This is a genomic window from Bradyrhizobium macuxiense (assembly GCF_007993935.1).
GTDB lineage: Bacteria > Pseudomonadota > Alphaproteobacteria > Rhizobiales > Xanthobacteraceae > Bradyrhizobium > Bradyrhizobium macuxiense_A.
In genome coordinates, this window is sequence record NZ_VITY01000013.1 from 77167 (window position 1) to 90139 (window position 12973).

A 12973-nucleotide genomic window follows, 5' to 3' on the forward strand; every position below is an offset into this window, starting at 1 on the left:
GCCGGCAATCGATCGGCGTTACCTCGCGAGCTGAACCGTCGCCGGTCGATGAGGCGCGGGAAGCACGGGAAGCGGCAATGTCGAACAACTGGCGGATCAGCTCCTTCAACGGCGCGCTGCTTGCGGCCTATTTCATTCCGGTCTGGACCATCATCGCCTTCAGCATCATGGTGTCGCCGATCCACGGCCTTTATGAGCGGCCGAGCGTGTCGATCGCGCTGTATGCGAGCGACTATCTGCACCTCGGCAAGATGGCGACGGTGCGGCTTGCATGGCTGTTGGCGCTGGCGCGGATCACGGTGGTGGCGTTCTTCGCGGTCTTCCTCGCGATGGCCGCGTTCTCGCCGTTGCGCCGAAACAGCAGTGGCGCCGACGAGGCGCTTGCGGTGGCGCTCTGCCTCGGCAGCGTGCTGAGCTTCGCCAGCATGATGATGGCCTCCAAAGTCGGTGAGATCGAAGCGATGCGGATGCACGCGTCAGAGCTTCTGATGCTGCTCGGCACCGCGATCGTGATGCTGTTCGAGACGTCACCGAAGCGAACTGCCGTGACTCCTGCCGTTGAGGCGGGTGCGCCGGCGAGTGGATTATCCCTTCAGCAGCCCTAGTTCGGCGATGATCGCACCGGCTTCCTTGACGGCGTGATTGGCCGCGGGCACGCCGCAATAAATCGCCTGTTGCAGCAGGATCTCCTTGATGTCGTCGGGCGTGAAGCCGCCTTCAGTGAGCGCGGCGCGCACGTGCAGGCGGAATTCGTCCCACTGGCCGAGTGCGACCATGGTGCCGATCACGAGCACGCGGCGGGTGCGGTGATCGAAATGCGGCCGGGTCCAGATATCGCCCCACGCGTAGCGCGTGATCAGGTCCTGGAAGTCGGTGTTGAACGCGTTGCGGTTCTTGATCGACTTGTCGACCCATTCATTGCCGAGCACCTTGCGGCGCTGCGTCATGCCGTCATCGCGGCGTTGATTGTCGTCCATGGAATTTCCTCCTGAAATCGTAGCCCGGATGGAGCGCAGCGCAATCCGGGGTTCGGTCTTCGCCGCGAAGTCCTGTCCCGGATTTCGCTTCGCTCCATCCGGGCTACACGGGTCTCTCGTCGCTACGTCAGCGTTGCGTCAGGAAGCCGACCACGGCTTCGGTGAAGGCGTGCGATTGCTCGACATTGGAAATATGCGCGGCATCGAGCAGCGTCATGCTGGCGCCGGGAATGCCGCTGCGGATCACCTCGCCCGCCGACACCGGCGTTGCCATGTCCTGCTTTCCCGCGATCACCAGCGTCGGGCTCTTGATCCTGGGCAGCAGCGCGCGCTGGTCGAGCGTCGACAGCGCCTCGCAACAGGCGAGATAGCCTTCGACCGGCGAGGCAATCAGCATCGCCTTCATGCGCGCCGTGGTCTCCGGTTCGCGTTCGCGGAAATCAGCGGTCAGCCAGCCCGCGATCACGGTGTCGGCGACCGCGGCGATGCCGCCTTCCTTGACCGCCTTGATGCGGTTCAGCCAGTTGGTCGGATCGGGATAGTAGCAGGCGGTGTTGGCGAGGATGATCTTGCCGAATCTCTCAGGTGCGTTGGCGCCGAGCCATTGCCCGACCATGCCGCCCATCGACAGGCCGCACCAGTGCACCTTCTCGATGTTGAGGTCGTCGAGGATCGCCAGCACGTCGCGGCCGAACCGTTCCATGGAGTAGGGTCCATCAGGCACGCCGGATTTGCCGTGACCCCGGCGGTCGTAGCGGATGACGCGAAACATCTGCGTCAGCGCACGCATCTGCGGCTCCCACATCTGCAGGGTGCAGCCGAGCGAGTTCGACAGCATCAGGGTCGGTCCGCCGTCGCGGCCATCGACCTGGACATTGAGCAGGCATCCGTCGGCGTTGATCATCGGCATTCTTCTACTCCTTGTCATGCGCGGACTTGATCAGCGCATCCATCAAGAGAAATTCTTCTGCGATGATGATTGCCGGATCAAGCCCGGCAATGACATCGTCGCTATTTGTCGTCCAGTGAAGCCAGCAACCGGTCGATCAGCGCCTGCGAGGCGCCCTGATAGGCCATCGGTTCGAACAGTTCTGCGATTCGCTTTGTGTCGAGATGCGCGGTGACCTTGGCATCTGCCCACAGAACGTCGCGCAGATGCTTCTTGTCCGCGACCGCTTTCTTGCTGGCGGCCTCGATCAGATGATGGGCGTCGCTCTTGCCGATCTTTTCGGCCAGCGCAAACGTCACGGCTTCCGCCATGATCAGCCCATGCGTCGCATCGAGATTGGTGCGCATCCGCGCCGCATCGACCTCGAGCCCTTCGGCGAGATCGACGATCGCGGCAAGCGCCCCCGACGTCGCCAGCATCAGGCCCGGCAAGGTCGGCCATTCCGCGTGCCACGAGCCGGCGCTGCGCTCATGGTCCTGCACCTGCGCGGCGAAGATCGTCGCCGCGAGGTTCGGCGCCATGGTTGCGGCGCCCAGTGCGCTCGCAGCGGCGACCGGGTTGCGCTTGTGCGGCATGGTGGAGGAGCCGCCGCGGCCGGCGCCGGAAGGCTCGAAGGCTTCGCCGACATCGGTCTGCATCATCAGCGAAATGTCGCGCGCGATCTTGCCGCAGCTGCCGGCGAGGATGGCGAGCACCGACGCGGCCTCCGCGATGCGGTCGCGATGGGTGTGCCAGGGCGCATCGGGCCGCGGCAGCTCAATGGTCCAGGCCAGCGCCTCCTCCACCGCCAGTCCCTTATCGCCGAGCGCGGCGAGGGTACCTGCGGCGCCGCCGAATTGCAGCGCCAGCGTCTCGCGGCGCAGGCGCAGCAGCCGCTTGCGGGAGCGGTGCAGGGCTGCGGCGTATTCGGCGAGCTTAAGCCCGAATGGCATCGGCAGCGCATGCTGCAGCCAGGTCCGCGCCACCACCGCGGTATCGCGATGGGCGCGCGCTAATCCGGCAAAGCCGGCAACGGCGCGGTCGAGGTCGGCGAGCAGCGCGTCGATGCCGGCGCGCAAGGTCAGCATGGTCGCGGTGTCGATGACGTCCTGGCTGGTCGCGCCCCAATGCACATAGCGGGCCGCCTCGGCATCCGCTTTGGCGACGTCAGCGGTCAGGGCCTTGACCAGCGGGATCGCCAGATTGCCCGATCGCGTCGCGGCGTCGGCCAGCGCGACGGGGTCGAATGATTCGGCCTTGCAGGCTTGCTCAATCGGCGCCACGGCGGTCCATGGAATGACGCCAACGAGAGCCTCGGCGCGGGCCAGCGCGGCCTCGAAATTCAGCATGTTCTGCAGGGTGGCGGCATCGTCGCACACCGCGCGCATCGCGGCGCTCGACAGCATCGGCGCAAGCAGGGGGGAGAGGGCTGTGCTCATGGCGCGCGACCTAACCACTCCCGGGCGTCGCTGCCAATGCCCCGGCGCTGCCGGCATTTTCGACAGCGCGGATTGCGCGATTTCGTGAACAGCGGGCTCGGCTTGCTGCGGTTGCGAATATGCATCGCTCATCCTCCCAAGGTGGCCTTTCCTTTGCGCCCGGGCTGCTTTACTTGGGGGAAAGGTTTCTTGCGATCGAGGAGGTCCTCCCATGGCCATGACAATGACCGGCGAAGTCCAGCTTGCAGCGCCGCGCCAGGCTGTGTGGGACAAGCTCAACGATCCCGACGTGCTGAAGGCTTGCATTCCCGGCTGCGAGGAGCTGGAAAAGACCGACGAGGGCGGCTTCCGTGCCACCGCCAAGATGAAGGTCGGCCCGGTCTCCGCCCGCTTCAAGGGCAAGGTGACGTTGAGCGATCTCGACCCGCCGAACGGCTACAAGATCTCGGGCGAAGGCGAGGGCGGGGTTGCCGGCTTCGCCAAGGGCGGCGCCACCGTCGGCCTTGCCGACAAGGATGGCGGCACGCTTCTGAGCTACAACGTGGAGGCGCAGATCGGCGGCAAGCTCGCCCAGCTCGGCCAGCGCCTGATCAACGGTGCCGCCAAGAAGCTGGCCGATGAATTCTTTGCAAATTTTGCCAAGGCGGTGCAGGGTTAGCCCTGTCGACGGGCCGGATCACTCAGGCCCCGCCAAGTCTTCCCGCTATGCCCTGGATGGGTGGCTCCAAAGGTTGCCCATCGCGGGGCGCGCCCATATTATGCCGTCTGGAATGATTTTAAACCGCCTGCTTCGCCGATATGCGGTGGCGCAGATAAGAGAGTGCTGATGGCCAAGATTTCAATGATCGTGAACGGCAACCCCGTCAACGCGAATGTCGACCCCCGTACCCTTCTGGTCCAGTTTCTGCGCGAAAACCTGCGGCTGACAGGTACCCATGTCGGCTGCGACACTTCGCAGTGCGGCGCCTGCGTCGTGCACCTGGACGGCAAGGCGGTGAAGTCCTGCACGACGCTCGCGGTGATGGCCGACGGTCATGAGGTCAAGACCATCGAGGGGCTCGCCGCCGACGGCGCGCCGCTGCATCCGATGCAGGAGGCCTTCCGCGAGCATCATGGCCTGCAGTGCGGCTTCTGCACGCCGGGCATGATCATGACCGCCGTCGACCTCGTCCATCGCAAGGGCCACGAGCTCTCCGACGAGGTGATCCGCGAGGAGCTGGAAGGCAATCTGTGCCGCTGCACCGGCTACCAGAACATCGTGGCCTCGATCGCCGCCGGCGCCAAGGCGATGGCCAAATCGGACTTGGCTTAAACAAGTCGGACCTCGCTCAATCAGCAATTCGTCGCGATCGCGATCAGGACATTCCCAGGAATTTTGCCAATGTACGAATTCAAATATCACCGTCCCGGCACCGTGCGGCAGGCCGCCAATCTCCTGGTGAAGAATGAGGACGCCAAGCTGATCGCCGGCGGTCACACGCTGGTGCCGGTCATGAAGCAGCGGCTCGCGAGCCCGCCGCATCTGGTCGATCTCTCCCATATCGAAGGTCTCGACACGATCGAGATGAAGGGCCGTTCGCTGGTGATCGGCGCCACCGCCAAGCACGCCGACGTTGCGAACTCCGCTGTTGTCGGCGAGGCGATCCCGGCGCTGGCCGAACTGGCCGGCCTGATCGGCGATCCCGCCGTGCGCCACCGCGGCACCATCGGCGGCTCGCTCGCCAACAACGACCCGACCGCGGACTATCCGGCGGCGGTGCTGGCGCTGGGCGCGACCATCGTCACCAACAAGCGCCGCCTCAAGGCCGAGGAGTATTTCCAGGGCCTGTTCTCGACCGCGCTGGAGGCCGACGAGATCATCACCAAGGTGATGTTCCCGCTGCCGAAGAAGGCGGCCTATATCAAGTTCCGCAACCAGGCCTCGCGCTATGCGTTGGTCGGTGTGTTCGTGGCCAAGCGTCCGTCCGACGTGCGCGTCGCGGTCACCGGCGCGGGCTCGGACGGTGTGTTCCGCGCCACCGCGTTCGAGGAGGCCTTGAAGAAGCGCTTCTCGCACAAGGTGCTCGACGGCATCGCGGTTCCCTCCGAAGGGCTGAACAGCGACCTGCACGGCAGCGCGGAATACCGCGCGCATCTGATCGGCGTTTTGACGCGCCGGGCGGTGGAAGCCGCCAACGCCAAGGACTAGCTAAGGACTAGATCCAAGGGACTAGATCCAAACCTGATCCCAAGGACTAGATCTGACGCGTGACCTTGCTAACCCCTGTTCAAAGACTGGCTGTTCCATGAGTGCATCGGCGTTACCCACTTCCGTCGATGCGCTCGAGGAGCTGTTGACGTCGCGCGGCTACCTCGCAGAGCGGTCGCTCGCGACAGTGACTTTTCTTGCGCTGCGCATGGGCCGGCCGCTGTTTCTCGAAGGCGAGGCCGGCGTCGGCAAGACCGAGATCGCCAAGGTGCTGTCGGCGGCGCTCGGGCGCAAGCTGATCCGCCTGCAATGCTATGAGGGCCTCGACGTCGCTTCCGCCGTCTATGAGTGGAGCAGCGCGGCGCAGATGATCGCGATCCGCCTTGCGGAAGCCTCCGGCGATACTGATCGCGACCAGCTCGCCAGCGACATTTTCGCCGAGCGCTTCCTGATCAAGCGGCCGCTGTTGCAGGCGCTCGAGCCTGATGTCGCCGGCCCGCCGGTGCTTTTGATCGACGAGCTCGACCGCGCCGACGAGGCGTTCGAGGCGTATCTGTTGGAAATCCTCAGCGACTTCCAGGTCACCATCCCCGAGCTCGGCACCGTGAAGGCGCCGGCGCCGCCGATCGTGATCATCACCTCGAACCGCACCCGCGAAATCCACGACGCGCTGAAGCGGCGCTGCCTCTATCACTGGGTGGATTACCCCTCGGCCGAGCGCGAGCTCGCGATCGTCAAGTCGCGGGTGCCAAACATCTCCGCCAAGCTGTCGCAGCAGGTCGTGCGCTTCGTGCAGGCGCTGCGTAGCCAGGATTTCTACAAGTCCCCAGGTGTTGCCGAGACCATCGACTGGGCCACCGCGCTGTCCGAGCTCGACGCCCGCTCGCTGACGCCGCAGGTGGTCGGCGACACGCTGGGCGCGCTGCTCAAGTACCAGGACGACATCGCGCGCATGCAGGGCGATGCGTTGCAGAAGACATTGAAGGAAGCGACGAGTGAGACGTAAGTCGCGCGCGTCGTAACAACATTCGTCATTCCGGGGCGATGCGAAGCCCGGAATCTCGAGGTTCCGGGTTCGCCCGCTCCGCGTGCGCCCCGGAACGACGGGAAATGGATTCCATGACGATCAACCATCTCAATCCTCCGACCGGCCACATGGCCGACAACGTGATCGGCTTTGCCCGCGCGCTGCGGGCAGCCGGGCTGCCGGTCGGGCCGGGCTCGGTGATCGATGCGCTCGATGCGCTGCAGCTGATCGAGGTCGGCAACCGCTCCGATTTCTACGCCACGCTGGAAGCGATCTTCGTCAAGCGCCATGAGCATGCGCTGATCTTCCGCCAGGCCTTCATGCTGTTCTTCCGCGCCGCCGAGGAGTGGAAGAGCATGCTCGATTCGGTGCCGCTGCCCGACCACGCCAAGAAGAAGCCGCCGCCGGCCTCGCGGCGGGTCCAGGAGGCGATGGCGCAGCCGGCGAAGAGCGAGGAGCGGCCGCAGGCCCAGGAGCAGGAGCTGAAGCTCTCGGTCTCCGACAAGGAGATCCTGCAGAAGAAGGATTTTGCGCAGATGACCGCGGCGGAGATTGCCGAGGTGACGCGCGAGATCGCCAAGATGCGCCTGCCGCAGGCCGAGCTCGTCACCCGCCGCTACCAGCCGGACGCGCGCGGCTTGCGGCTCGACATGCGCCGCACCGTGCGCAACTCGCTGCGCACCGGCGGCGAGATCATCGATATCCGCAAGCTCGGCCGGATCGAGAAGCCGGCGCCGATCGTGGCGCTGCTCGATATCTCGGGTTCGATGAGCGAGTACACCCGCCTGTTCCTGCACTTCCTGCATGCCATCACCGATGCCCGCAAGCGCGTCTCGGTGTTCCTGTTCGGCACCCGTCTGACCAATGTGACGCGCGCATTACGGGCGCGTGATCCGGACGAGGCGCTGGCGAGCTGCTCGTCCTCGGTCGAGGACTGGGCCGGCGGGACCCGGATCGCGACCTCGCTGCACACTTTCAACCAGCTCTGGGCCCGCCGGGTGCTCGGGCAGGGCGCCATCGTCCTCCTTATATCCGATGGACTAGAACGGGAGGCGGATGCCAAACTGGCCTTCGAAATGGACCGTTTGCACCGTTCCTGCCGCCGCCTGATCTGGCTCAACCCGCTGCTGCGCTACTCGGGCTTCGAGGCCAAGGCGCAGGGCATCAAAATGATGTTGCCCCACGTTGACGAATTTCGCCCGGTGCATAACTTGACGTCCATCAAGGGCTTGATCGGGGCGCTGTCATCCCCGCCGCCGGCGCACCACCGCAGCCTGATCCGCTCTGTTGCCTAAGAAGCCTGACCCGATAGCAGGAGGCCACCATGCTCAACCGCGACGAAGACATTCTGCAGGCCGCCGAGACCTGGCAGAAGCAGGGCCATGGCGTGGCGCTCGCCACCGTGGTCGAGACCTGGGGCTCGGCGCCACGTCCGGCCGGCTCCAGCCTCGTCATCAATGACGACGGCACGTTTCTGGGCTCGGTCTCCGGTGGCTGCGTCGAGGGCGCTGTCGTCACCGAGGCGCTCGACGTGATCGCGAGCGGGCAACCAAAAATGCTCGAATTCGGCGTCGCCGACGAGACCGCCTGGAATGTCGGCCTGTCCTGCGGCGGCACCATCCGCGTCTTCGTCGAGAAGGTCGGTTAGCCGTGAAGCTCGAGATATTGAAAGAACTCAACGCCGAGCGCGCCGCGCGCCGCCCGGTCATCATCGTCACCGACACCGCCAATGGCGATCAGCGCCTGGTCAAGGCCGCGGACATCGCCGCCGATCCGCTGCGCGCCGAGCTTTCAAAGCAGCTCAGGATGGGCAAGAGCGGCAATGTCGAGGTTGCGGGCAAGAAGCTGTTCCTCAACGTCTATGCGCCGACCGCAAAGCTCGTGATCATCGGCGCGGTCCATATCAGCCAGGCGCTGGCGCCGCTGGCGCGCTCGCTCGACTATGACGTGACGGTGGTCGATCCGCGAACCGCGTTCGCGAGCCCCGAGCGTTTCCCCGACGTGCCCTTGGTCGCCGAATGGCCCGACGTCGCGCTGCCGCCGCTCAACGTCGATCACTACACCGCGTTCGTCGCGGTGACCCACGATCCCAAGATCGACGATCCCGGGCTGCTGCATGCCTTCGACCGCGAGTGCTTCTATATCGGCGCGCTCGGCTCGCGAAAGACTCACGCCAAGCGCGCCGAGCGCTTGCGCGCGCAGGGCGCGAAGGACAGCGACATCGCGCGCATCCACGCGCCGATCGGGCTCGACATCGGCGCCGTGTCGCCGTCGGAGATCGCGGTTGCGATCATGGCCGAGATCACCGCGCAGCTGCGTCTGCCTCCCAAAGAAAAAGAAGAAGCGGCATGAAGTTCGGTCCCGCCAGTCCGGCCGACGCGATTGGCGGCGTCACCGTGCACACACTCCGCCAGGGCGCGCTGGTGCTCAAGAAGGGCACCACCATCGGCCCTGAGGAAGTCGAGGCGCTGACCAAGGCCGGCGTCAAGGACGTCGTCGTGGTGCGGCTGGAGGACGGCGACGTCTCCGAGGACACAGCTGCCGCCGGCATCGCGCAGGCGGTGGCGGGCGAGGGCGTCAATGTCGAGCGCGCCTTCACCGGCCGCGCCAATCTGTTCGCGGCGCGCCCCGGCGTGCTGGTGGTCGATCGCGCCGCAGTCGATCGCATCAACGGCGTCGACGAGGCCATCACCTTCGCGACGCTCGCGGCCTACAAGCCCGTGGTCGAAGGCGAGATGATCGCGACCGTCAAGCTGATCCCGTTCGGCGTCGAGGGGCGCTTGCGCGACGCCGCCGTCGCGGTCGCCGGCAAGGACACGCTGCGGATCGCGCCTTACGTGATCAAGAAGGTCGGCGTGGTCTCCACCTTGCTGCCGGGCCTTGCACCGAAGGTGATCGACAAGACGCTGCGCGTCACCGCCGAGCGTCTGGCGCCGGCCGGCGCCACCATCATCGCCGAGCGCCGCGTGCCGCATGACGAGACGGTGCTCGCCGCCTCGATCAAGGAATTGCTCGGCTTGGGCGCCGAACTCGTCATCGTGTTCGGCGCATCCGCAATCGCCGATCGCCGCGACGTGATTCCTGCTGCGATCACCGAGATCGGCGGCGCGGTCGAGCATTTCGGCATGCCGGTCGATCCCGGCAATCTGCTGCTGATCGGCAGCGCCGGCGGCGTACCGGTGCTGGGTGCGCCGGGCTGTGCGCGCTCGCCGGTCGAGAACGGGTTCGACTGGGTGCTGATGCGGCTGCTCGCCGGCATCAAGGTGACGCGGTCGGATCTCACCGGCATGGGCGTCGGCGGTCTTCTCATGGAGATCGTGACGCGGCCGCAGCCGCGCACCGTGCCGGACACCGAGGGCAACCGCAACGTCGCGGCGATCGTGCTCGCCGCCGGCCGCTCGACCCGGATGGGCGGCCCGAACAAGCTGCTCGCCGAACTCGACGGCAAGAAGCTCGCGCGCATCGTCGCCGAGCAGGCGCTGGCCTCGAAGGCTTCGGAGGTGATCGTCGTCACCGGGCATCAGGGCGACCTGGTCGAGCAGGCGCTTGACGGGCTCAAGGTCAAGTTCGTGCGCAACCCGGATTTCGCCGGCGGCATTGCGAGCTCGGTGAAGGCGGGTATCTCGGCTGTTTCCGACAGCGCCGACGGCGCGATCGTCTGCCTCGGCGACATGCCGCTGATCGATGCGCAGCTGATCGATCGGTTGATCGAGACCTTCGCGCCCGACCGCGGCCATCTCATCGCAGTGCCGGTCAGCGAAGGCCGTCGCGGCAATCCGGTGCTGTGGTCGCGGCGCTTCTTCAAGGAATTGATGACGCTCGACGGCGATATCGGCGCCCGTCATCTGATCGCCAAGCATGCCGAGGTGGTCGCCGAGGTCCCGGTCGAAGGCAACAGCGCCTTCCTCGACATCGACACGCCGCAGGCGCTGGAAGCCGCAAGGCGGGGCTAAGATTATCCGCGTCGTCCCGGCGAAGGCCGGGACCCATTACCACGAATGCGGATTGTCTTGCGAGGCTGGGGCCGCTGCTTCGCCCATAGCAGCGTTCGGTGGTTATGGGTCCCGGCCTTCGCCGGGACGACGAGGGGATGGAGCGGCGTCCCGCCATCAACCCGTCATTCACCATCTGGCAACGACCCCCGCGTACAGTCCGCGCCGGACTTTGGGGGATTTCCACTTGATCATTTCGACCGCCGCCGCGCAGCGCCGCGCGCTGACGATACTTGTCCTGACGTTGCTGCTCGGGGCTACGCGTCTCTCCGTGGAAAACTTCATCCCCAACGCCCGCGCGGCGGGCGCCTTCGCGGTCGGCAAGTGCGGCGCGTATGGTCAGGCCTATGATTATCCCGCGGAAGGCGCGGCGCGCGCCGCGGCGCTCAAGCAGTGCAAGGGCGATTGCACCACCGTCACCATGAAGCGCGCCTGTGCCGCGCTGTCGATCGACATGAAGAACCCCTGCGGCGCGCATGGTTATGCGGTGGCGCCAAAGATTTCGAGCTCGCTCAATGCCGCGACCAAGAAGTGTTATGAATACGGCGGCAAGGAATGCGTGATCCGCGCCTGGGCCTGCGACGCCAAGGGGTAGGGCGGGCTACAAGAACCCCGGCGATTGTTGGCCGCCCGGAGGCCTTGCAGGAAACGAACGTCAACGTTTGACGGGCAGATGAGATCTGCACCGTCCGGACTGGCGCTTGCCATCGGCCTGCGGCTAGACTTGCCCCATGCAGTTCGACACCAAGATCGCGGTCGTGATCCGCACCGACCTGGAAGTCTGGCAGAAGCTCAACGTGGCGTCGTTTCTCGCCGGTGGCATCGCAGCTTCCTTTCCCGAATGCATCGGCGAGAATTACGAGGATGGTTCGGGGACGCAATATCTCTCTTTGATCGGCCAGCCGATCCTGATCTACGGCGCTGATCGCGCGCAGTTGTCACGCGCGTTGGAGCGTGCGCTGGCGCGCGACGTGAAACCTGCGCTCTACACCGAGGACATGTTCAAGACCACGCATGACGCCGCCAACCGCGAAGTGGTGAGGGCGGTCGCGCGCACCGAGCTCAACCTCGTCGGCCTCGCTTTTCGCGCCGAGCGCAAGGTGGTCGACAAGATCCTCGATGGGCTGAAGTTTCATACGTAGCGGGCGTACACGTGAGGTGAGCACGACGGTCAGGCTCCCTCCCCCCTTGCGGGGGAGGGTGGGGAGAGGGGTGTGCCGCGGACGAAATGACTCATGAGATGGGAGCCTCTCAACCTCGTTCTCTTATCGCCGGTGACAGATACGGAGAGTGCGCGTCGTGTGACACCCCTCTCCCTAACCCTCCCCCGCAAGGAGGGAACCCTTCCGCCGGTGCGTCCATCACTACCGGCTCACCCCTTGTCCGGCATGATTTGCAGCAACGGCGTCGGCGCAATCGATATCTGGCCCGTGAACGGCCGATCATGCGCTGCGATCAGCAGAGCCGATGTCGCGACGCCGGTCGCGAACAGTCCCATGGCGATGGCAGATCCCAGCCGATTGTCGCAGTGAATAAGGGCGATCGCCAGCAACTCGCAGACCGCCTGAATGTAAAGGCACCACCACTTGATTGAGTTGACTTCAGACTGGCTGAGGATGAGCCGTTGCCGTCGCGCGTCGAGCGCCGTATCCAGCGCCGTGATGATCTCGCGCTGCGCCGTCTGCTGACCCGGGCTTTGCACAGGCATCGAAATGACCAGCCGCAGCGCCTCGGTGAGGGCGGCAGGTGCCGCCTTGAGCGAAGCCTTCTGGCGCGCCATCATTGGCCATTCCACGGCGACCGCTTCCTCGACGTGGTCATGAACGAGGCTGCGCAAGCGCGCCTCCTGTTCCGGCGGCAGGCCGCCGGCGAGAAGGATCACCGCCCGCAACGCACTGGCTTCGCGGCTCACCGCCGTTGCGGCGTGCTCGCTGGCGCTCCAGACCTGCGCTGCGGTGAAGGCAACGAACAGGCCGAAAATGACGCCGAGCACCGGCAACAAGCCGGCAGAGATCGATTTGAATGAGGCCGTCCGCGCCTTGGTCGACAGCGCCGCAACGGCCATGAACACCAGCATTGCGAGAAAATAAGTGAAGCCGAAGACGACTATGGCCATCCACGGCACCGAAAGGTTGTGTAGCCAGTCGCTCATTGGCGTCTCCCCAGCCGATCGCCTGAATCAACTCTTGCCGCAGCGCATGATCGCGCTGCCTCCCCTGTGGGAGAGCACGAAGTAAGCCTTAGCCCGTCGCGCAGGGAAAGCCGGGTTGTTTCCGGTAACACCCGTGATCCGCGTTTTTATTGCGTGGGAGCCACGGGTGCGATCGGCACCCGGCTTTCCCTGCGCCGTCTGATTGAGAGAGGGCAAACCTCGGGCGGAACGCGCCGCGAGATCGGGGCCGGACGCCCACCCAAGAACAGG

Annotated in this window: 15 protein-coding genes; 11 read left to right on the top strand and 4 right to left on the bottom strand. The window is 65.4% G+C overall.

Translation table 11 applies throughout. The annotated features are described in order from the left end of the window. Positions 1–77: 77 nt before the first annotated feature. Positions 78–605: a hypothetical protein gene (locus FBZ93_RS29980; protein ID WP_146991026.1), complete on the top strand. Its 528-nt coding sequence runs from the start codon at positions 78–80 to the stop codon at positions 603–605. Here FBZ93_RS29980 and FBZ93_RS29985 read toward each other — a convergent pair. The 3 genes from FBZ93_RS29985 to FBZ93_RS29995 form a co-directional block, all read right to left on the bottom strand. Continuing rightward, entirely contained in the window at positions 585–977 is a 393-nt protein-coding gene (locus FBZ93_RS29985) for a carboxymuconolactone decarboxylase family protein (protein WP_146991028.1), read from the bottom strand. The two genes, FBZ93_RS29980 and FBZ93_RS29985, sit on opposite strands and share 21 nt — an antisense overlap. 127 nt (positions 978–1104) lie before the next feature. Continuing rightward, positions 1105–1887, bottom strand: coding sequence for a 3-oxoadipate enol-lactonase (gene pcaD / locus FBZ93_RS29990; RefSeq protein WP_146991029.1), 783 nt, complete (start codon positions 1885–1887; stop codon positions 1105–1107). A gap of 101 nt (positions 1888–1988) precedes the next feature. Then, entirely contained in the window at positions 1989–3344 is a 1356-nt protein-coding gene (locus tag FBZ93_RS29995) for a 3-carboxy-cis,cis-muconate cycloisomerase (protein ID WP_146991031.1), read from the bottom strand. Positions 3345–3555: 211 nt separating this feature from the next. On the opposite strand from FBZ93_RS29995, the gene FBZ93_RS30000 reads away from it, so the two are divergent. The 10 genes from FBZ93_RS30000 (at position 3556) to FBZ93_RS30045 (ending at position 11693) form a co-directional block, all read left to right on the top strand. After that, positions 3556–4002, top strand: a complete 447-nt coding sequence (locus FBZ93_RS30000) for an SRPBCC family protein (RefSeq protein ID WP_106327163.1) — start codon at positions 3556–3558, stop codon at positions 4000–4002. A 168-nt stretch (positions 4003–4170) separates the two neighbouring features. After that, a complete protein-coding gene (locus FBZ93_RS30005) occupies positions 4171–4656 on the top strand; it encodes a (2Fe-2S)-binding protein (RefSeq protein ID WP_016840414.1) in 486 nt (161 codons plus the stop codon). Positions 4657–4725: 69 nt separating this feature from the next. Then, on the top strand, positions 4726–5532 hold the full coding sequence (locus FBZ93_RS30010) for an FAD binding domain-containing protein (RefSeq protein WP_146991033.1): 807 nt from the start codon (positions 4726–4728) through the stop codon (positions 5530–5532). Between the two features lie 97 nt (positions 5533–5629). Continuing rightward, positions 5630–6538, top strand: a complete 909-nt coding sequence (locus tag FBZ93_RS30015) for an AAA family ATPase (RefSeq protein ID WP_146991035.1) — start codon at positions 5630–5632, stop codon at positions 6536–6538. Positions 6539–6651: 113 nt separating this feature from the next. Then, positions 6652–7854: a vWA domain-containing protein gene (locus FBZ93_RS30020; RefSeq protein WP_146991037.1), complete on the top strand. Its 1203-nt coding sequence runs from the start codon at positions 6652–6654 to the stop codon at positions 7852–7854. 29 nt (positions 7855–7883) lie between these two features. After that, entirely contained in the window at positions 7884–8207 is a 324-nt protein-coding gene (locus tag FBZ93_RS30025) for an XdhC family protein (RefSeq protein WP_021077800.1), read from the top strand. Between the two features lie 2 nt (positions 8208–8209). Next, positions 8210–8911, top strand: coding sequence for an XdhC family protein (locus tag FBZ93_RS30030; protein WP_146991039.1), 702 nt, complete (start codon positions 8210–8212; stop codon positions 8909–8911). Continuing rightward, the gene (locus FBZ93_RS30035; RefSeq protein ID WP_146991041.1) at positions 8908–10512 is read left to right on the top strand and encodes an NTP transferase domain-containing protein; all 1605 of its coding nucleotides are present in this window, start codon (positions 8908–8910) and stop codon (positions 10510–10512) included. Before FBZ93_RS30030 ends, FBZ93_RS30035 begins: the two co-directional genes overlap by 4 nt. A gap of 283 nt (positions 10513–10795) precedes the next feature. Further along, positions 10796–11146 carry a DUF4189 domain-containing protein gene (locus FBZ93_RS30040; protein WP_246667710.1) on the top strand — a complete coding sequence of 117 codons (351 nt, stop codon included), beginning with the start codon at positions 10796–10798 and terminating at the stop codon, positions 11144–11146. Positions 11147–11282: 136 nt separating this feature from the next. Continuing rightward, on the top strand, positions 11283–11693 hold the full coding sequence (locus tag FBZ93_RS30045; RefSeq protein ID WP_146991044.1) for a DUF2000 family protein: 411 nt from the start codon (positions 11283–11285) through the stop codon (positions 11691–11693). A gap of 230 nt (positions 11694–11923) precedes the next feature. On the opposite strand, the gene FBZ93_RS30050 is transcribed toward FBZ93_RS30045, so the two are convergent. Continuing rightward, on the bottom strand, positions 11924–12667 hold the full coding sequence (locus FBZ93_RS30050) for a DUF4239 domain-containing protein (protein ID WP_146991197.1): 744 nt from the start codon (positions 12665–12667) through the stop codon (positions 11924–11926). Between the last annotated feature and the right edge of the window lie 306 nt (positions 12668–12973).

Bases quoted from the DNA above. Each gene is read 5' to 3' on its own strand.
- FBZ93_RS29985 (WP_146991028.1), bottom strand. From the start codon at position 977: ATGGACGACAATCAACGCCGCGATGACGGCATGACGCAGCGCCGCAAG.
- FBZ93_RS30050 (WP_146991197.1), bottom strand. From the start codon at position 12,667: ATGGCCATAGTCGTCTTCGGCTTCACTTATTTTCTCGCAATGCTGGTG.
- FBZ93_RS30045 (WP_146991044.1), top strand. From the start codon at position 11,283: ATGCAGTTCGACACCAAGATCGCGGTCGTGATCCGCACCGACCTGGAA.
- FBZ93_RS30010 (WP_146991033.1), top strand. From the start codon at position 4,726: ATGTACGAATTCAAATATCACCGTCCCGGCACCGTGCGGCAGGCCGCC.
- FBZ93_RS30035 (WP_146991041.1), top strand. From the start codon at position 8,908: ATGAAGTTCGGTCCCGCCAGTCCGGCCGACGCGATTGGCGGCGTCACC.
- FBZ93_RS30005 (WP_016840414.1), top strand. From the start codon at position 4,171: ATGGCCAAGATTTCAATGATCGTGAACGGCAACCCCGTCAACGCGAAT.
- FBZ93_RS29995 (WP_146991031.1), bottom strand. From the start codon at position 3,344: ATGAGCACAGCCCTCTCCCCCCTGCTTGCGCCGATGCTGTCGAGCGCC.
- FBZ93_RS30020 (WP_146991037.1), top strand. From the start codon at position 6,652: ATGACGATCAACCATCTCAATCCTCCGACCGGCCACATGGCCGACAAC.
- pcaD (WP_146991029.1), bottom strand. From the start codon at position 1,887: ATGCCGATGATCAACGCCGACGGATGCCTGCTCAATGTCCAGGTCGAT.
- FBZ93_RS30000 (WP_106327163.1), top strand. From the start codon at position 3,556: ATGGCCATGACAATGACCGGCGAAGTCCAGCTTGCAGCGCCGCGCCAG.
- FBZ93_RS30015 (WP_146991035.1), top strand. From the start codon at position 5,630: ATGAGTGCATCGGCGTTACCCACTTCCGTCGATGCGCTCGAGGAGCTG.
- FBZ93_RS30025 (WP_021077800.1), top strand. From the start codon at position 7,884: ATGCTCAACCGCGACGAAGACATTCTGCAGGCCGCCGAGACCTGGCAG.
- FBZ93_RS29980 (WP_146991026.1), top strand. From the start codon at position 78: ATGTCGAACAACTGGCGGATCAGCTCCTTCAACGGCGCGCTGCTTGCG.